At 69.1% G+C, this 19,030-nt stretch carries 16 protein-coding genes; 3 read left to right on the top strand and 13 right to left on the bottom strand.

Annotated features, from left to right (window positions below):
- Positions 1-9 precede the first annotated feature (9 nt).
- The 4 genes from hemW to FVP33_RS00295 all read right to left on the bottom strand — a co-directional run bounded on the left by hemW (position 10) and on the right by FVP33_RS00295 (position 5,145).
- Positions 10-1,281: a radical SAM family heme chaperone HemW gene (gene hemW, locus FVP33_RS00310; RefSeq protein ID WP_147781649.1), complete on the bottom strand. Its 1,272-nt coding sequence runs from the start codon at positions 1,279-1,281 to the stop codon at positions 10-12.
- Positions 1,282-1,287: 6 nt separating this feature from the next.
- A complete protein-coding gene (locus tag FVP33_RS00305; RefSeq protein WP_147781648.1) occupies positions 1,288-1,962 on the bottom strand; it encodes a DUF1990 domain-containing protein in 675 nt (224 codons plus the stop codon).
- The gene (gene lepA, locus FVP33_RS00300) at positions 1,963-3,813 is read right to left on the bottom strand and encodes a translation elongation factor 4 (RefSeq protein ID WP_147781647.1); all 1,851 of its coding nucleotides are present in this window, start codon (positions 3,811-3,813) and stop codon (positions 1,963-1,965) included.
- Between the two features lie 180 nt (positions 3,814-3,993).
- Complete coding sequence (locus tag FVP33_RS00295) at positions 3,994-5,145, bottom strand: pyridoxal phosphate-dependent aminotransferase (protein WP_147781646.1); 1,152 nt, start codon at positions 5,143-5,145, stop codon at positions 3,994-3,996.
- Between the two features lie 207 nt (positions 5,146-5,352).
- Here FVP33_RS00295 and rpsT point away from each other — a divergent pair, with 207 nt between their 5' ends.
- Positions 5,353-5,613 (top strand): 30S ribosomal protein S20, encoded by a 261-nt coding sequence (gene rpsT / locus FVP33_RS00290; protein WP_147781645.1) that lies wholly within the window; start codon positions 5,353-5,355, stop codon positions 5,611-5,613.
- Between the two features lie 177 nt (positions 5,614-5,790).
- On the opposite strand, the gene holA is transcribed toward rpsT, so the two are convergent.
- The 5 genes from holA to FVP33_RS00265 form a co-directional block, all read right to left on the bottom strand.
- On the bottom strand, positions 5,791-6,804 hold the full coding sequence (holA, locus tag FVP33_RS00285; RefSeq protein WP_147781644.1) for a DNA polymerase III subunit delta: 1,014 nt from the start codon (positions 6,802-6,804) through the stop codon (positions 5,791-5,793).
- Between the two features lie 67 nt (positions 6,805-6,871).
- Entirely contained in the window at positions 6,872-9,205 is a 2,334-nt protein-coding gene (locus tag FVP33_RS00280; RefSeq protein WP_147781643.1) for a ComEC/Rec2 family competence protein, read from the bottom strand.
- Complete coding sequence (locus FVP33_RS00275; RefSeq protein ID WP_147781642.1) at positions 9,202-9,840, bottom strand: helix-hairpin-helix domain-containing protein; 639 nt, start codon at positions 9,838-9,840, stop codon at positions 9,202-9,204. The genes FVP33_RS00280 and FVP33_RS00275 overlap by 4 nt, the downstream gene beginning before the upstream one ends.
- Positions 9,841-9,967: 127 nt before the next feature.
- Positions 9,968-12,574, bottom strand: a complete 2,607-nt coding sequence (gene leuS / locus FVP33_RS00270) for a leucine--tRNA ligase (RefSeq protein ID WP_147781641.1) — start codon at positions 12,572-12,574, stop codon at positions 9,968-9,970.
- 200 nt (positions 12,575-12,774) lie between these two features.
- Positions 12,775-14,181: an anthranilate synthase component I family protein gene (locus FVP33_RS00265; RefSeq protein WP_147781640.1), complete on the bottom strand. Its 1,407-nt coding sequence runs from the start codon at positions 14,179-14,181 to the stop codon at positions 12,775-12,777.
- A gap of 11 nt (positions 14,182-14,192) precedes the next feature.
- On the opposite strand from FVP33_RS00265, the gene FVP33_RS00260 reads away from it, so the two are divergent.
- Both FVP33_RS00260 and FVP33_RS00255 read left to right on the top strand, forming a co-directional pair.
- Complete coding sequence (locus FVP33_RS00260; protein ID WP_147781639.1) at positions 14,193-15,002, top strand: aminotransferase class IV; 810 nt, start codon at positions 14,193-14,195, stop codon at positions 15,000-15,002.
- Positions 14,999-15,682, top strand: coding sequence for a DedA family protein (locus FVP33_RS00255; RefSeq protein ID WP_147781638.1), 684 nt, complete (start codon positions 14,999-15,001; stop codon positions 15,680-15,682). The genes FVP33_RS00260 and FVP33_RS00255 overlap by 4 nt, the downstream gene beginning before the upstream one ends.
- A gap of 30 nt (positions 15,683-15,712) precedes the next feature.
- Here FVP33_RS00255 and FVP33_RS00250 read toward each other — a convergent pair whose 3' ends face one another.
- From FVP33_RS00250 to FVP33_RS00235, 4 genes are read right to left on the bottom strand one after another with little or no spacing between them, the layout of a single operon-like run.
- Positions 15,713-16,639 carry an ABC transporter substrate-binding protein gene (locus tag FVP33_RS00250; RefSeq protein ID WP_147781637.1) on the bottom strand — a complete coding sequence of 309 codons (927 nt, stop codon included), beginning with the start codon at positions 16,637-16,639 and terminating at the stop codon, positions 15,713-15,715.
- 31 nt (positions 16,640-16,670) lie between these two features.
- On the bottom strand, positions 16,671-17,387 hold the full coding sequence (locus FVP33_RS00245; protein WP_147781636.1) for an ABC transporter permease: 717 nt from the start codon (positions 17,385-17,387) through the stop codon (positions 16,671-16,673).
- Positions 17,384-18,073 carry an ABC transporter permease gene (locus FVP33_RS00240; protein ID WP_147781635.1) on the bottom strand — a complete coding sequence of 230 codons (690 nt, stop codon included), beginning with the start codon at positions 18,071-18,073 and terminating at the stop codon, positions 17,384-17,386. Before FVP33_RS00240 ends, FVP33_RS00245 begins: the two co-directional genes overlap by 4 nt.
- Entirely contained in the window at positions 18,070-18,903 is an 834-nt protein-coding gene (locus FVP33_RS00235; RefSeq protein ID WP_147781634.1) for an ABC transporter ATP-binding protein, read from the bottom strand. Before FVP33_RS00235 ends, FVP33_RS00240 begins: the two co-directional genes overlap by 4 nt.
- Positions 18,904-19,030: the final 127 nt, after the last annotated feature.

The raw sequence follows: 19,030 nt of genomic DNA, 5'->3' as shown, positions 1-19,030 counted from the left end.
CGCCGGCCACTATTCGTCAAGCAGCCGTCGCACGACCGCGTCGGCGAGAAGCCGGCCCCGCAGCGTCAGCCGGATCGTGCCGCGCAGGGCAGCCGCCCCGTCCACCAGGCCGTCGCCGATGAGGCCGGCCACGGCGGTGCGCGCCGGTGCCGGAAGCTCAGACACGGCGAGGCCGTCACGGATCCGGGTGCGCAGGAGCACCCGCTCCACCCGCCGGGTCTCCTCGTCGAGAGTCTCGCGGCCGGCCGCCGGCGAGTTGCCGGCGAGGATCCGCTCGGCGTAGGCGGCCGGATGCTTCACGTTCCACCAGCGCACTCCCCCGACGTGGCTGTGGGCGCCCGGCCCCACGCCCCACCAGTCGTGTCCCTGCCAGTAGGCGAGGTTGTGGCGGGAGCGCTGGTCGGCGGCGCTCGCCCCCACGGTCGGAAGAGCGCCATCCGCGACTCCGGCCGGCCTCGACCAGTTGCTCACCTCGTACCAGCCGTAGCCGCTCGCCTCGAGCAACTCGTCGGCGAGCTCGTACATGTCGGCCTGCAGGTCCTCGTCGGGCTGAGCGACCTCGCCGCGCCGGATCTGCCTCGCCAGCTTCGTGCCGTCCTCGACGATGAGTGAGTAGGCGGAGAGGTGGTCGGGATGCTGCGCGAGCGCGTGCTCGAGGGACGCGCGCCAGTCCTCGAGCGACTCGCCCGGTGTGCCGTAGATGAGGTCGAGGCTCACCGAGAGCCCCGCGGCGCGCGCCCACTCGACGACGAGTGGCACCCGCTCGGGGTCGTGGGTGCGTTCGAGGGTCGCCAGCACGTGCGGCACGGCGGACTGCATGCCGAACGACACCCGGGTGAATCCGGCGGCGGCGAGGGCGAGGAGGTAGTCCGCATCCACCGAGTCGGGGTTCGCCTCGGTCGTGACCTCGGCTCCCTCGGCGAGTCCCCAGGTGTCGCGCACCGCCGCGAGCATGGCGGCGAGGTCCGTCACGGGAAGCATGGTCGGCGTGCCCCCGCCGAAGAACACGGTCGAGGCCGGCCTCGGCGGCAGCCCGGCGCGCTCGAGGATCTGCCTGCCCAGGGCCATCTCGGCGATCGCCTGGCCGGCGTAGTCCGTGCGTTTCGCGCCCCGCAGCTCGTCTGAGGTGTAGGTGTTGAAGTCGCAGTATCCGCAGCGCACCCGGCAGAACGGCACGTGCACGTAGACACCGAAGTTACGCTCGGCCGCACCGATCGCCGCACTCGCGGGCAGAGTGCCATCGAGGGGCGCCGGGTCGGCGAGAGGCAGGGCGCTGGGCATGGACGCTCAGCCGGCCTGGCCCGGCGACTGGACCGGTCCGGAGAGCGACTCGAAGTACCGACGGGTGTAGTACGCCTGCGACGCCCGAAGCACCGGATAGAAGAGCCACCACAGGCCGTTGGCGGGCCGCGAGAACGCGCTGATCTCGAGCCACACCGATCCGTCTTCGGTCTGCTCCACGATGAACGATTCCTCGCCCTCCTCCGGATGCCCGGGAAGGGTGCCGTAGGCGAAACCGCGGCGTTGCGGCTCGTCGACCACGTAGACGACCCTGGCCGGCGCGGGCACCCGGATCGGACCGAAGGGGATGGAGAGCAGCGCCGTCGACCCCGGCGCGACAAACGGCATCCCGTCCGGGCCGAAGACCACCTCGTCGGCGGCCGCGCCGACCTGGCTCGCGATCGGAGCCCCCGCCGGGTCGAACGAGACGGGAACGTAGGTCTGGTCGGTGACGGCGGCCGGCGCGTCGACCAGGTCGACCCGGAATCCGCTCCTGGTCTGGATGCCCCAGGACAGCACCGTCGTCCAGGCGTGGCGCCAGCGGTCCTCGCCGTGCCCGACGCGGACCCGTTCGCGGTACGGCCGATAGCCGGCCGGGGCGTTATCGAGCAGGTCCCCCGCCTGGGTCGCGCCGACTGCGGCGTACGTGACGGGGCGTTCCCAGAGTGGGAGCCTCGACATCTACTTCTTTTCCTTCTTCTCCGTGTCCCCGGAGAGCGCCGCGATGAACGCCTCCTGGGGCACCTCCACCCGGCCCACCATCTTCATGCGCTTCTTGCCCTCCTTCTGCTTTTCGAGGAGCTTGCGCTTTCGGGTGATGTCACCGCCGTAGCACTTGGCCAGCACGTCCTTGCGCATCGCGCTGATCGACTCGCGCGCGATGATGCGGGCGCCGATGGCGGCCTGGATCGGCACCTCGAACTGCTGGCGCGGGATGAGCTTCTTGAGGCGCTCGGTCATCAGCACGCCATACGCGTACGCCTTGTCGCGGTGCACGATGGCGCTGAACGCGTCGACCGCCTCGCCCTGGAGCAGGATGTCGACCTTCACGAGATCGGCCTCCTGCTCGCCCACCGGCTCGTAGTCGAGGCTGGCGTAGCCCTGGGTGCGGCTCTTGAGGTGGTCGAAGAAGTCGAAGACGATCTCGCCGAGGGGCATCGTGTAGTGCAGCTCCACGCGGTCCTCGCCCACATATTCCATGCCCTGCATGGTGCCGCGGCGACCCTGGCAGAGTTCCATCACCGTGCCGACGTAGTCCTTCGGGGTGAGGATCGAGGCCTTCACCACCGGTTCGCTCACCGAGGCGATCTTGCCGCCCGGGAACTCGCTGGGGTTGGTGACGGTGACGGTCTTCTTGTCATCCGTCGTGACCTCGTAGATCACCGAGGGTGCGGTGGCGATCAGGTCGAGGCCGAACTCGCGCTCCAGCCGCTCCGTCACGATCTCGAGGTGAAGCAGTCCGAGGAAGCCGCAGCGGAAGCCGAAGCCCAGGGCGACGGAGGTCTCCGGTTCATAGACGAGGGCGGCGTCGCTGAGCTTGAGCTTGTCGAGCGCCTCGCGCAGCACCGGATAGTCGGAGCCGTCGATCGGATACAGCCCGGAGAAGACCATGGGCTTCGGTTCGGCGTAGCCCTTGAGGGCGACGGTGGCCGGCTTCGCGAAGTTGGTGACGGTGTCGCCCACCTTGCTGAGCCGCACGTCCTTGACGCCGGTGATGAGGTAGCCGACCTCGCCGACACCGAGCCCCTTGGTCGGGGTGGGCTCGGGGGCGCTCACGCCGATCTCGAGCAGCTCGTGCGTGCTCTTGGTGCTCATCATCATCACCTTCTCGCGCGGTGACATCGAGCCGTCGATCATGCGCACGTAGGTGATCACTCCGCGGTACGAGTCGTACACGGAGTCGAAGATCATGGCCCGGGCCGGGGCCTTGGGGTCGCCGACCGGGGCCGGGATGGTGCGCACGACGAGGTCGAGCAGTTCCTCCACGCCCATGCCAGTCTTGCCGGAGACCCGCAGAACGTCCTCCGGCCTCCCGCCGATGAGTCCGGCGATCTCCTTCGCGTACTTCTCCGGGTCCGCCGCCGGCAGGTCGATCTTGTTGAGCACCGGGATGATGGTGAGGTCGTTGTCGAGGGCCAGGTACAGGTTCGCGAGGGTCTGGGCCTCGATCCCCTGGGCGGCATCCACGAGCAGGATGGCGCCCTCGCACGCGGCGAGGCTGCGGGACACCTCGTAGGTGAAGTCGACGTGGCCGGGGGTGTCGATCATGTTGAGGGCGTAGCTCTGGCCGTCGAGCGCCCAGGGCATGCGAACGGCCTGGCTCTTGATGGTGATTCCGCGCTCGCGCTCGATGTCCATGCGGTCGAGGTACTGGGCCCGCATGTCCCGGTCGCTCACGACTCCGGTGATCTGCAGCATCCGGTCGGCGAGGGTGGACTTGCCGTGGTCGATGTGGGCGATGATGCAGAAGTTGCGGATGAAGGCGGGGTCGGTCGATGCCGGCTCGAGGGCCTTCAGGGCTTTGGGGCTCACGCTATCCTCTGGTGCTGTGGGGAGGGTTTCAGCTCACCCAGTCGCTCTCGGGCGACGGGGCGGGTCGCCCAATTCTCCCATGCCGCCGGACGCCGCGTGACGAGAGGGCGCGCCGGGCGCCGCGCCCTCCCGATTCGCCGCCGGGGCAGCCTCGGAACGCGGGCTGGGCATCCCCCTTCCCTATTCCGTGGAGGCCGGCGAGGGCAGCCGCCCGAGTCCCTCGAGCAGGTCGGCCTCGGTGGCCGCCAGGCAGACGCGGATCCAGCCCTCACCCGACCGCCCGAACGCACTGCCGGGCGCGATCGCGACCCGCTCGCGCAGTAGGAAGTGCTCGGCCCAGCCCGCGACATCCCCGCCGGACGCGTGTCGCAGGTCCACCCAGAGATAGAACGCCCCGTGGGGTTGGAGGTAGCGGATGCCGCGGGCGTCGAGCAGCGCGCAGGCCGCCTCGAGGTTGCCCCGGTAGTGCTCTCTCGAGTCGGCCACGTGCTGGTGGTCCCCGGTGATCGCCGCGATCGCGGCGTATTGGCCGGGAGTGCTGACGCAGCTGATGGCCGCCTCCTGCACGGTGCGCATGATGCTCGCGAGTCCCGGCGGCGTCACGAGATAGCCCACCCGGATCCCCGTCATCGCGTAGGTCTTCGAGAGCGAGAAGACGGAGAAGACCCGGTCGTCGTCGTCCAGGCTCGCGATGCTCACGTGCTTTCGCCCGTAGGTGAAGTACTCGTAGACCTCGTCGCTCAGCACCCACAGGTCGTGCCGCTTTGCGAAGTCGAGCAGGCCGCGCAGCTGCGAGCGGTCGAGCACCGTGCCCAGGGGGTTGGACGGGGTGTTGACGATGATCACCCGGGTCTTGTCCGTGACGAGACGATCGAGCTCCTCGATGTCCGGGACGAAGCCGTGCTCCGGCCGCAGCGTGTACGGCACCGGCTCCACCTCGAGCATTCGCGCGTTCATGGTGAAGGTCGTGTAGCCGGGGTCCGGTACGAGTACCTCGTCGCCGGCGGCGAGCAGCAGACGCATGGCCTGGTGCAGGCCCTGGGTCGCGCCCATCGTCACCCACACCTGCTCCACATCCACCCGAAGGTCGTTCTCCCGGGCGAGCTTGTCCACGATCGCCGCCCGGAGCGGCGCGATCCCGCCGTTGGCGGTGTAGTTGGTGCGGTCCTCGAGCCAGGCCCGGGATCCGGCCTCGAGAATGTGGGGCGCCACCGGCCGATCGGGCTCGCCGACTCCGAGCGAGATCACGTCGTCGAGTTCGACGGCGATCTCATAGATCCGGCGGATGCCCGACCCGGGTACCGAGGAGATGTGCGGAGCGAGAGACGGCATGGTTGCAGGCTATTACGATTGGGGCTCGGGATCTTCTCTCCCCGGCGAATCGCCCGATTGCCGGATCCGCCCGGCTACTGGTAATGTTGCCTGTTGGCTTGCGCGCGGCCTCGTTTGAGTCGCCGCGCGATTCGTGGCCGAGGTTCGAAGGACCAGATTCTCCTCCTCGTGCCCTCAAACTATTCGGACTAACAAGAAAGTAACAACGTGGCAAATATCAAGTCCCAGATCAAGCGCATCGGCACCAACAAGAAGGCGCAGGATCGCAACAAGGCCGTCAAGAGCGAGGTCAAGACCGCCATTCGCGCGACCCGCGAGGCCGTCAAGGCCGGCGACAAGGACAAGGCCACCGCATCGCTGCTGCTCGCCTCGAAGAAGCTCGACAAGGCCGCCAGCAAGGGTGTCATCCACAAGAACCAGGCCGCCAACAAGAAGTCGGCCATCGCCAAGCAGGTCTCCGCTCTTTAACGGCTCCGCTCTCTAAGAGCCTTCCGCTGACAGCCCGTCCCCGCTCGCGGTGGCGGGCTTTTTGCGTGCCCGCGGTCGGCCAGCCATCCGCCGCCGTTTGCGCAGCCATCCCTCCGCCGCCGTTCGGTGACGACGCGGGACCCCGGCGGGTGCGGAGAGACGGATACGCGGGTCGCGTTACGCCCCGCGGGCGCTGATCACGCCGATCATCCGTTCGATCGCGAAGACCGGGTCGCGACCGCCGCCCTTGACCGCCGCATCGGTCTCGGCGAGCAGTTCTATGCAGCGGCCGAGCCCGGCGTCGTCCCAGCCCTGCAGGTCGCGCCTGGCCCGATCGACCTGCCAGGGCGCGAGCCCGAACTGCTGGGCGAGCTGCCCGGAACCACCGCGCGCACCCGCGATCTTCGCCATCGTGCGGAGCTTGCTCGCGAAGGCAGCGACGATCGGAACGGGATCGGCGCCGGATGCGAGGGCATGCCGCAGGAGCACCAGCGCCTCGCCGTAGCGGCCGGCTATCGCGATGTCGGCCACCCGGAACGCGTTGGTCTCCACCCGCCCGGAGTAGTACTTCTCCACCGTGGCCTCGGTGATCTCCTCGCTCGCGTCGGCAAGCAGCTGCTGGCACGCCGCGGCGAGCTCGGCGAGGTCGTCGGAGAAGGCGGAGGCTAGCGCCCGCAGCGCGCCGCCCGTGATCCTGCGCCCCTCGACGGCGAATTCCGCCGCCGCGAAATCGAGCTTGTCCGAGTCCTTCTTTAGCTCGGCGCAGACGATCTCGATCCCGTTGCCGAGTCCTCCGCGGATGGCGTCGAGAAGCTTCTTGCCCCGCACACCACCGGCATGGCGCAACACGAGATAGGTGTCGTCCGCCGGCGACTCGAGGTAGGCGAGGGTCTCGGTGATGAAGGCGTCAGTGCACTTCTCCACGCCGGTCACCCGGATCATCCGGGGCTCCCCGAACAGGGATGGGCTCGCGAGGGTGATGAGCTCCCCGGGCCCGTAGGCGTCGGCCTCCAAGTCGCTGATCTCCAGGCTCGGGTCCTCCGCCCGCAGCGTGTCGCGCAGGATGCGGATGGCGCGGTCGGCGAGGAAGTCCTCGGTGCCGGAGACGAGCACGATAGTCGCCGGTCGCACCTTCGACCAGCCGAGTTGCGGGATCGCCACCGCTGCCTTTGGCGCAGCCTTGCCTGCCACGGAACTCCCTCACCCTGCGTTTGAACCCACCCCAGCCTATTCGGCGGCACCGTCACCGCCGGCACCGTCAGCGGAGTGCCGGCGGCGAGCGCTCCGTCCAGACGGCGAGCCCACCGCCCGGCCGGGTGGAGACCAGGATCATGCCGTCGCGGTCGGTGCGGGCGGCCGTCGTTGCAACCCTCGCAAGGATTCCGAGCAGTTTGTCGGTCGGATGCCCGTAGGTGTTGTCCGCCCCGACCCCGATCAGCCCGATCGTGGCGTGCAGTTTGGCGTACAGGTCCTCGTTCTGGTCGGCGGACCCGTGGTGGGCGACCTTCACCACATCCACCTCGGCGATGCGATTGGCGGCCATCATCCGCGCCTGTGGCTCGTTGCCCAGGTCGCCCAGGAAGATCGAGCTCAGGCAGCCGGATGCACAGGCGCCCGCTCCCCGAAATCGCATCGTGACGCTCGCGTCATTGCCCGGCTGGACGCCGGCGAGCGGGGATCTCGGCCAGAGCACCTCCCAGCGCAACTCCCCCAGCGTGCCGGTCAGCCCCCGACTCACCTGCTCGACGGCGGCGCCCGACGCGGCGAGCTGGTGGGCGAGTCGATCGTCCCCGGCGTCGGATCGCGGCCCGATCATGGCTCGATCCACCCGCCCGACCACGGCATCGGTTCCCCCCACGTGGTCGAGGTCGTAGTGCGTGAGCACGAGCAGGTCGATGCGGCCGATCCCCAACGAGTCGAGGCACCGGGTGAGGCGCTCCGGCTTCGGCCCGGTGTCGATGAGGGCGAGCCGGCCGAGACTCCGCACCAGCACGGCGTCCCCCTGGCCGACGTCGCAGACCGCGATCTGCCAGTCGCCGGGCCGGCCGAGCTGCACACGCAGCCGCTCCCCTCCCGCCACTCCCAGGTACCCCACGAGCAGCAGGGCGAGGCCGGCGGAGGCGACCCGGCGGACCGCCAGCGCCCTGCTGCGGGGCGGGAAGGCCGCGAGCAACCCGGCGGCCGTCGCAAGGGCCGCGAGGGCGACACCGGGCGCACCGGCGGGCCACGGGATGGCGCTGCCGGGCAGGCCGGCGAAGAACTGGGCGACCGCGGCGATCCAGGCCGCCGGCAGCCACGCCACCCACGCAATGGCGTGGCCGATCGCGGGCAGGGGGGCGAGGACGAGGCAGGCGGCAAGGCCCAGCACCGTCGCGAGGGGCGCCGCGGGCTCGGCCAGCATGTTCGCCAGCACACCGTAGGTGGGGATCACCGGGTTGAGCAGCACCAGTACGGGCTGGCAGGCGAGTTGGGCGGCGAGGGGAATCGCCACGATCGCGGCGACCCAGGTGGGCAGCCGCCTCGCGAGGAGTCGCGTGATCGGCCCGGCCAGGATCAGCAGCCCGCCGGTCGCGAGCACCGACAGAATGAAGCCGTAGCTGCGGGACAGCCAGGGGTCGACGGCCAGCAGGATGACAGACGCGAGCGACAGGATGCTCACCCCGCGCACAGGACGACCGGCCGCCGTCGCGACGAGCACGAGAGTGGCCATCACCGCGGACCGCAGCACGCTCGGCTGTGGCGTCACCAGCACGACGAAGCCGAGGAGCACCACGAGCGAGGCGGCGATCCGCCACCGCCGGGAGAGGCCGAGTGCCGCGCCCGCAAGCATGATCAGGGCGATCACCACCGCGCAGTTCGCCCCGGACACCGCCGTGAGGTGACTCAGCGATGTCGCCTTCATCGCCGCGCCGAGCGCGGGGCTGACCGCCGAGGTATCCCCGATGGCGAGGCCGGGCAACAGACCGCCGCCGCTGCCCGGGAGGCCGGACGCGGCCCGGCCGAGACCCGACCTCAGGCCATTCGCCCAGTCGAGGTACCAGGGCGGAGGAGCGACGAGCGTCGGAGGCTTCGATGCGAAGAGGAGGAACGACACGTCGTCCGCCGGGTCCGTCGCCACGAGCGTTCCGCCGAGCGTCAGCTCCGTGCCGATGCCGGTAGTTTCTCCCGGCGGCGGCTCGCCGAAGACGGTCACCGGCAGGGCGCAATCGATCCTGGTGGACCCGACCGATGCCTCTGTGACGGTGACGCCGTAGTTCTTCATTCCCGGGTGAAGCACCTCCGCCGTCACGGCCGTCACCGTGATGTACCTCCCGGAGTGGGCGGCGGCGACCAGGACGTGCGGTTGGCGGTGCGGATACTGCACGGCGGCCACGGTGAGGAGCATCGCCGAGGCGGCGAGTGCGACGATGGCAACGACGACGACTCCGCTCGTCTCGTGGCGCCGCCCGAGCGCGGCCCAGCCCCCGGCCGCGACCGTCGCCGCCCACGTCGCAACCGCGGCTCCGACGAGCGCGTCCGGAGCGCCGATCAGCACTCCGACCACGATCCAGGCCACGACGACCGGCGCGGCGAGCCGGAGATCGAGGGTCATACCGTGATGAGGTCCTTGAGCCCCTCGAACGTCTTGTCGCCCACCCCGGTCACTCCCATGAGGTCTTCGATCGACGAGAACCGCCCGTTCGTCTTGCGCCAGTCGAGGATGCGTTTCGCCATCGCCGGCCCCACCCGCGGGAGGGTCTCGAGCGTCGCCTCGTCGGCGGTGTTCAGGTTCACCTTGCCCGCGGGTTGTGCCGCTGTTGCTCCCCCGCCGGCGGCCGTCGGCGGGGCCTCACCGACATTCGGCACGTAGATCTGCTCGCCGTCGACCAGGCGCCGCGCGAGGTTGAGTTGGGCCTGGTCGGCCGTGGAGGTGAAGCCGCCGGCGGCCGAGACGGCGTCGACGGCCCGGTCGCCGTCCTTGAGCAGGAAGAGACCGGGCGAGGCAACCGCCCCGAGCACATGCACGTAGATTCCGGCGCCGGGGTTGGCGGCCTCGACGCCGGCAGGTCCGGTTGACGCCGGTGGGGTGAAGGTCGGCTTCGTGACAGTGCTCGTGCTGCCGTGGGAGCCGAAGGCGGACACGAGAATGGCGATGCCCAGCCCGACCGCCACGAGCACCGCCGCCGCGCCGATCCCGATTCGAACCCGCGGCCGGCGCGGCGCTACGACCTCGTCCGACGCATCCATTCAGCGACGGTACGCCCGGGGTGCGGGTGCGACCCGGCAGTCGAGGCGCTCCCGGGGAGTGCCCGTCGTGAAGCGTGGCTGCCGGGGAGAAGAGCCGCGCGGTGCGGTTGCGCGGCGGCGCTCTAGCTCAGACCGCCTTCGTCGCGATGTTCACGATCCGCGGCGCCCGAACGATCACGTTCACGATCGAGCGGTCGCCGATGGCCCGCGTCACGGCGGCGGAGGCCATCGCGAGCTTCTCGAGCTCTGCGGGGTCGATCTTCGGATTGACCTCGAGACGATCGCGAACCTTGCCGTCGACCTGGATCACCGCGGTGACCTCGCTCTCGACGAGGAGGGTCGGGTCGGCCTTGCGCCAGCCGTACGCGGAAACCGTCGCCGGATAGCCGAGCATCTCCCACATCTCCTCCGCCGTGTACGGGGCGAAGAGGCTCAGGCCGAGGGCCACGGTCTCCGTCGCCTCCCGCACCGCGGCATCCGTCGCGCCCGGTCCGGTGTCGATCGCCTTGCGGGTCGCGTTCACGAGCTCCATGAGCCGCGCGACGACGACGTTGAACTTGAACGCCTCGACGAGGCCCGGCGCCTCGGCGAGGAAGCGGTGGGTCACGCGGCGCAGCGCCACGTCTCCCGTTCTCCAGTCGATCTCCGGCGCGCTCTTCACGTCGTGCGCCAAACGCCAGGCCCTGGCCAGGAACTTGGCGGCGCCGGCCGGTGACACGTCCTCCCAGTTGATGTCCTCGTCGGGCGGGCCGGCGAACGCCATGGTGAGACGGATCGCGTCCACGCCGTGCGCCTCGATCTCGTCGCCGAGATTCACACCGCCCTTGCTCTTCGACATCTTCGAGCCGCCGGAGAGCACCATCCCCTGGTTGAGCAGGGCGCTGAACGGCTCGGTGAAGCTCACGTAGCCGAGGTCGAAGAGAACCTTGGTGATGAACCGGGCATACAGCAGGTGCAGGATGGCGTGCTCCACCCCGCCGACATACTGGTCGACCGGCGCCCACTTGTCGACCTCGCGCGGGTCGAAGGCCTTCGTGTCATCATTCGGGTTCATGAACCGCAGGAAATACCACGAGCTGTCGACGAAGGTGTCCATGGTGTCTGGATCGCGAGTCGCCGGGGAGCCGTCCGGGGCGGTCACATTCAGCCAATCGTGCGCGGCGCCGAGTGGCGACGTGCCCTTCGGCTGGAGGTCGAGACCCTCGGTGGGCGGCAGCAGCACGGGCAGCTGGTCCTCGGGCACCGGGATGAGCTCGCCGTCCTCGCCGTGCAGGATCGGGATGGGCGTCCCCCAGTAGCGCTGGCGGGAGATGAGCCAGTCGCGAAGCCGGTAGTTCTTGGCCGCGCGGCCGCGACCGACGGACTCGAGCTGCTCGATGATGCGCTTGATGGCGTTGGACTTGCTCAGCCCGTTGAGCGGCCCGGAATTGAGCAGGCGGCCTTCCCCGACGAGCGCGACGCCCGTGATCGACGGGTCGAGCGGCGGCAGGTCATCCGGCAGCTCGGCCTCACCGGTCTCCGGATTGACCGGGATCACCGGGATGGTGCCGGTGACCGGGGCATTCGTGTCGACGACCACGCGCACCGGGAGTCCGAACTTGCGGGCGAAGTCGAGGTCACGCTGGTCGTGAGCCGGCACCGACATGACGGCGCCGTGGCCATAGTCGGCGAGCACATAGTCCGCGGCCCAAATCGGCAGGAGCTCCCCGTTGACAGGGTTCACCGCGTAGCGGCCGAGGAAGACGCCGGTCTTCTCGCGACTCGCATCCTGGCGCTCGATCTCCGAGGTCTTCTGCACCTGGGTCAGGTAGTCCTGGAATGGCTGCCTGAGCTCCTCCGGCGCGTCGGCAACGAGCTCCGCGGCCAGGTCGGAGTCCGGGGCGACGACCATGAAGGTCGCCCCGTACAGGGTGTCGGGGCGGGTGGTGAAGACCGTGACGGTCCTGCTCGGCGTCGTCACACCGGGCTCGTCGCTGCGCGCCACGCCCTCGATCACGAAGTCGACATCCGCGCCGATCGAACGACCGATCCAGTTGCGCTGCATCGCGAGCACGCGGGGCGGCCAGGACCCCTCGAGCTGGTTGAGGTCGTCGAGCAGGCGGTCGGCATAGTCGGTGATCTTGAAGTACCACTGGGTGAGCTTCTTCTTCACGACGACGGCGCCCGAGCGATCGGAGGTTCCATCCGGCAGCACCTGCTCGTTGGCGAGCACGGTCTGGTCCACCGGGTCCCAATTGACCCAGCTCTCCTTGCGGTAGGCGAGGCCCTTCTCGTAGAGCTTGAGGAACAGCCACTGGTTCCACTTGTAATACTCGGGGTCGCTCGTGTGCAGTTCGCGGTCCCAGTCGAAGGAGATGCCGTAGCTCTTCATCGACGCCTTCTGCTGGGCGATGTTGGCGTACGTCCACTCGCGCGGGTCGATTCCACGCTTGATCGCCGCGTTCTCCGCCGGGAGGCCGAAGGAGTCCCAGCCGATCGGATGCAGCACGTTGAAGCCCTGCTGACGCCAGTAGCGGGCCACGACGTCGCCCAGGGCGAACGCCTCGGCGTGCCCCATGTGCAGGTCGCCCGACGGGTACGGGAACATGTCGAGGATGTACTTGCGCGGCCGATTGTCGTTGGGAATGTCGGTGCGGAACGGCTGCAGCTGCTCCCACCGGACGAGCCACTTCTGCTGCAACGCCGCGGCGTCGTAGTGGGGGCCCTGGTCGGCGTCTGAGCGGTCGTGTGCCAAAAAAGTCTCAATTCATAAGCGGAGGTCGACCGGAATAACGCACGGTCAGCTATCAAGGTTACCGAATGTACCTGTCTGGCCAACGCGCACCGGCCGCGGAACGTTCCCGCCGGGCATCCTCCCGCCTACCTTCCCCTTCCGAAATCCATGCTTTCCGGCTCGCCACGCCGTGCAGCCGCAGACGACACGCGGGGGTGAGCTCAGATTGCATGGATTTCGGAAGGGGCGGGGGGATGGCCGGGGGCGCCGAGCACGGCGAGGAGGGCGGCCGCCTTGAGCCGCACCTCGTCGAGCTCGTCCTCGGGCACCGACAGGGCCGTGATTCCTCCCCCTGCCCCCACCGTGCTGCGATCGCGGTCGATCAGGATGCTGCGGATCACCATGGCGAGGTCGATCCGGCCGTCGAGGCCGAAGTAGCCGAACGCGCCGGAGTACACGCCCCGGGCGCGGTTCTCCAGCCGCTCGAGGATGGTGACCGCGCTGAGCTTGGGCGCGCCCGTCATCGAACCGGCCGGGAAGCAGGCCTCGACCGCGTCGATGCCGGTCCGGCCGGCGGCGAGCCGTCCGCGCACCGTGCTCACGAGCTGGTGCACGTGCGCGTAGCTCTCCAAGGCGATGAGGCTCGGCACGCTCACCGAGCCGACCTCACTCACCCGGGCGATGTCGTTGCGCATGAGGTCCACGATCATCAGGTTCTCCGCGCGCTCCTTGTCGCTCTGCTCCAGTTCGGTGGCGAGCGCGGCGTCCTCGCCGGCAGTGGCGCCCCGCGCCCTCGTGCCCTTGATCGGCCGGGATTCGACGATGCCGTCCGGGGACACCGAGAGAAAGAGCTCGGGCGACGCGCTGAGCAGCGCGATCCCGTCCGCGATGTAGAGCGCGCCGTGGTGGGTGGGGCTCGATCGACGCAGCGCGAGATAGGTTGCCAGCGGATCGGGCCTGGCCTCCACGACCGCCTGCGTGGTGAGGCACAGCTGGTACGCGTCGCCCGCCGCGATCGAGGCCTGGCACTCCCGGATCATCGCGAGGTACTCGTCGTCCTCGTAGGCCCAGATCACCCGTGGGGCGCTCACTGGTGGAGCCGTCTCCGCGACCGTGGACCCGCGGGTCGCCGACGTGGCGAGCCGTCGCGAGACCGTCCGCCGCCACTCGCCGAGCTCGCCCAGCCAGTCGTCACCGAGCGCGATGACGCGCATCGTGCGGCTGTGGTGGTCGAAGGCGATCGCACGGTCGACGAACAGCAGTGAGGCGTCCGGCACCGCGGACTCGTGGGTGATCGGTGTGCCCATGGTCTGGGAGCGCAACTCGTAGCCGAGCCAGCCGACCCAGCCGAGGCGGAATCCGGCACCGCCCACGGCGCGCGTGGGCAGTTCCCGGCGCAGGAAATCGAGGATGGTCCCCTGCTCCGGAATACCGTCGACCGTGATCGTGCCGGCCGGCACCGAGGCGGTCACGAGCCGGGATCCCGCCGCCAAATAACTCATTCCTGCGACGGCATGCACTCCGGAGTCGAGCCAGACCGCGCGCTCGGAGTCGCCGAGGAGTGAGGCGAAGGCGTCGGCCGGGTCGGTCCAGCCGCGCACAGGCGCTTCGATCAGACGTTGGCGCATAACCTAACTCTATGAGTACGACCTCGATCTACCGCTGGCACGGTGGCCACCTGCAACCGCTCGAGTACTGCGACATGTTCGGCACCGCGGTCGCCGTGGCCGACTCCTGGCTCGTGACCGAGGGAGCGGTGCTCGCCCTCGAGGTACACCGTTCCCGTTTCCTCTCCGGAATCACCGGCGAGCACCCCGGACTCGATCCGGCCGGCTTCTGGGACGCCGTGATCGCGCAGATCCCGCGCACCGGGGACTGGTTCCCCCGCGTCGAGCTGCAGCTCAGGGACGGCGCGCCGCTCCTGGTGTTCCGCCTGCGCTCCGCCCCGGAGCGCACAAGGTCGGTGCGCCTGGCCACCCATCGCGGCCGGGACCCGCGAACCTCCCCGCTCGTCAAGGGACCAGACACCGCGGCGCTCCTCCGACTTCGCACCGAGGCTCAGGCGCGAGGGGCGGATGAGGCGGTCATCGTCTCGCCGGAGGGTTTCGTCATCGAGGGGGCGTACAGCTCGATTCTCTGGTGGCGTGGAGAGTTCCTCTGCGCACCGTCGCTCGACCTCGACCGGGTGGACAGCGTCACCGCGAGATCGGTGATCGCGCTCGCGACCGCGCTCGGCATCGACGTGCACTATGAGTCGGTGACCCCCAGCGAGCTGGACGGGCTGGAGATCTGGGCGCTCAACGCGCTTCAGGGCATCCGGATCGTCACCGGGTGGATCGACGGCCCAGAACCAGCCGAGCTTCCCGGCCGTCTCGCGCTCTGGCGCGCCAGGCTCGACCGGCTGCGCAAGCCCCTGCCCGACCCTCCGGCGACCGGACCCGGGCTGTGAACGAGGTCCTCGGCTGGATTCTGGACACCGTCCGGCAGGTCGACCCTGTGCTGCGCGTGCTCCTGGCCACGGTGGGGATGTTTCTCGAGACCTCCATCCTGATCGGGCTCATCGTGCCCGGGGACACCATCGTGCTCGTGGCCTCCACGGCGATCGTCGACTGGGCGGAGTGGGCGGCGCTCTTCGCGGCCGTCGTCGTGGGCTCCCTCGCCGGGGAGAGCCTCGGCTTCGCCCTCGGCCGGTACTTCGGCCCGCGCATCCGAGTGAGCCCCCTGGGGCGCAGGCTCGGCGAGGTCAACTGGGTGCGAGCGAAGAACTACGTCGATCGACGCGGCGGCGTCGCGGTGTTCGTCTCCCGCTTCCTGCCTGTGCTGCACGCCCTCATCCCCCTCACCGTGGGCATGAGCGCTATGCGCTACCGCAAGTTCCTGGCCTGGACGGCGCCGGCCTGTGTGATCTGGGCCGGAGCCTACGTGTCCGTCGGCTGGCTCGCGGCCGGTTCGTACCGTCAGCTCTCGTCCCAGTTGCATTACGCGGGCTACCTCTTCGCGGCGATCATCGCGGTGTTCCTCCTGCTCGCCCTGCTCGCGAAGAAGCTGATCGTGCGCTCGGAGGCGCGCCACATGGATGTCCCCCCGGGAGACCTGCCCAACGACGACGGCGGGACCAGGGAGCCGTAGCCCCCGGCCCCGCCGTGGCCGACCGGACTGCTACTTGAGCAGGCCGTTCTTGGTGAGCCAGTCCTTCGCGATGACGTCGGCCGACTTCTGGTCGTTCACGCTCTCGGAGTTGAGGCTCACGAGGTCGCTCTGGGAGAGCTTCGCGTCCACCTTGTCGAGGATCGCCGCCGCCTTGTCCGTGACCTTCTTGGAGACGACGGGCGCGATGTTGTCCGGGAAGAACAGCCCGTCCGGGTCCTTGAGTGCCACGAGGTTGTTCGACTTGATGTTCGGGTCCGCCGTGTAGATGTTGGCGAGCTGGATCTTGTTGTCGACCAGTGCCTTCACCGTGAGCGGCCCGCCGCTGTCCTCCACCGCGCTGAAGCCAGCCGTCGTGATGCCGTACTTCGACTTGAGGGCGGTCGGCCCGTACGGTCGCGTCTCGAGCTCGGAGTTGCCGCCGACGATGATCGGGTCGGTCACGTTCTTGAGCGACGCGATGTCGGTGAGCTTCCACTTCTTGGCGAAGGCCTCGGTCACGGTCCACGAGTTCTGGTCGGCTGCCTCGGCCGGCTTGAGCACACGCAGGCCCTTGGGGAGCACCGACGTCAGGTCCTTGTAGACGGCGTCCTCGACGCCGCCGGCCGCGGTCTTGTTGAGCGCCTGGTCCAGGCTTCCGATGTACTCCGGGAACACATCGATCTTGCCCGCCTCGATCTCCGGGAGGTACACCTCGCGCTGGCCGATCTTGAACTGGCGGTCGACCTTAAAGCCACCGTTCTCGAGGGCCTGAGAGTAGATCTCGGCCACGATCTCGTTGGAGTAGTACGCCTGGGACCCGACGATGAGCGTACCGCCGGCGGGCGTCGCCGCCCCCGTGGCGAGCGGGTTACTCGTGGCGCACCCTGAAAGGGCTATTGCCGCCCCAACCACGACTGCGCCCAGTGCGACGAGCCGGCCTCTTCCTGTTGTGAACATAGCTGAGTTTCCTTTGACTATTAGGGGTTGATTAACCCGTTGCCGCTTGAGACCGGGGTGATCTCACGCGGACGTTGGTGGACATCCCGGCCGAGACTCCGGCCGGAATGACGAGGCGCTGAATGACGCCGAACAGGATCTCCGAGACGATCGCGAGAAGGATCACGACGAACGATCCGGCGAGCACCTGCGGGTAGTCGTTGGTCTTGAGGCCGAGGAAGAGGAAGTGGCCGAGTCCGCCGCCGCCCACGTAGTCGGCCAGGGTCGCGGTCGCGATCACCTGGAGGGAGGCCGCCCGCAGGCCGCCGATCAGCAGGGGTAGACCGAGGGGCACCTCGACGCGTCCGACGACCTGCCACTCGGTCATCCCCACCGATCGGGCCGCGTCGATCGTGCGCCGGTCGACGGCCTCGAAACCGGAATACGCGCCGGCGAGGATCGAGGGGATCGCGAGCACCACGAGGGCGATGAACGGCGCGGTGAGCCCGATGCCGACGCCGAGGGCGATCAGGATGAGCAGGCCGAGGGTCGGGAGCGCCCGGATGCCGCCGGACAGGGCGATCGCCGCCGCCCGGCCCCGACCCGTGTGGCCGATGGCGTAGCCGAGCGGAACCGCGATGAGGGCGGCGACCAGAACGACCCCGAAGCTGATCACGAGGTGTTCGACGATGCGCGTGTCGATTCCGTTCTCGCCGCCGTAGTGGCGCGGGTCGAGAATCCAGGCGATCGCCTCGACGAAGAAGTTCATGCGGCCGCCGCCCGCCTGGCGCGGCGGTCGAGGCGACCGGTGCTGGCCGTCGCGTCTGCGCGGCCCCACGGCATGAGGAGCCGGCCGATCTGCACGAGCAGGGCATCCACCAGCAGGGCGATGGCGATCACGACGACGATGCCGGTGAGGATCTCGGCGACGATGCCGCGCTGGAAGCCGTCGGTGAAGAGGATGCCGAGGCTCGGGATGCCCAGCACCGCGCCGACCGTGGTGAGGCTGATGGTGCTCACGGCGACGACCCGGATGCCGGCCAGCAGCACCGGACCGGCGAGGGGAAGCTCGACGCGCCAGAACCTGGTCCAACCGGAGAAGCCCATCGCGGTGGCGGAAAGCTGGATGTCCGGGTCGACGGATTCGAGGCCGTCGGCCGTCGAGCGCGCCATCAGCGCCACCCCGTACAGGGTGAGCGCGATGACCACGTTGACCGAGTCCCGCAGCCCGGTGCCGATGAGCGCCGGAAGCACGAAGAAGAGGGGCAGGGAGGGCACGGCGTAGAGCAGCGCGAAGACGGTGAGCAGAAAACCGCGGCTCCACCGGAACCGGTTCGCCGCCCAGCCGATGGGCACCGAGATCACGAAGCTCAGCGCGATCGGCGGCAGGGAGGTGGCCAGGTGCTGGAGGGTGAGCTGCCAGACCTGGGGAAGGTTGTTGACGATCCAGTTCACGCCGGTGATCCGTCCGGACCGGGCACCAGCACTCCGGCCGCGCGGCCCTCGGTGTCCACCAGGATCTCCCCGCGCGGCGTCTTGCGAATACTCAGGGCACGCTTGCCCTTCTCGGCGCCGATGAAATTCGCCACGAAATCATTCGCCGGGTCGGAGAGGATCTCCGTCGGCGATCCGACCTGGGCCACCCTTCCTCCGGTCTCGAGGATCACGACTTGATCGCCCAGCAGGAACGCCTCGTCGATGTCGTGGGTGACGAACACCACGGTCTTGTCGAGCTCCCGCTGGAGGCGGATCAGCTCAACCTGGAGCTCGGCGCGCACGATCGGGTCGACCGCGCCGAACGGCTCGTCCATGAGCAGGATGTTCGGGTTGGCGGCGAGTCCCCTGGCCACGCCGACCCGCTGCTGCTGACCTCCGGAGAGCTGGCTGGGATAGCGGTCCGCCAGGGAGCGGTCGAGGCCCACCGTGTCGAGCAGGGTGAGCGCCTGCTCGCGCGCCTGCTTTCTCGGCACTCCATTGAGCACGGGAACCGTCGCCACATTGTCGATGACCTTGAAGTGCGGCAGGAGGCCGGAGTTCTGCATCACATAGCCGATGCGCCGACGCAACGCCACCGGCTCGAGGCTCGAGGTGTCTTCACCGTCGATCTCGATGCGCCCGGAGGACGGGTCCACCATGCGGTTGATCATCCGAAGCAGGGTGGTCTTGCCCGAGCCGGACGACCCGACGAGCACCGTCGTCTTGCGCGAGGGCATCACGAGGCTGAAGTCTTCGACAGCCACCGTGCCATCCGGAAACCGCTTGGAGACGTTGACGAACTCGATCATCGGGGCGGCTCATTCCTCGTGGGTTACACGAATCGACACTTGCCGGACGCTTTCTAGCTAAACACTATTCGGCGCCGCCGTCATTCCCGATTGGTCAACATTACGAATCCGAGACGCGTGGTGCGAG

The organism is Lacisediminihabitans profunda (assembly GCF_008040105.1).
Lineage (GTDB): Bacteria > Actinomycetota > Actinomycetes > Actinomycetales > Microbacteriaceae > Lacisediminihabitans > Lacisediminihabitans profunda.
The sequence above is the reverse complement of the archived record's forward strand: the minus strand, read 5'-3'. Positions and strand labels throughout refer to the sequence as shown.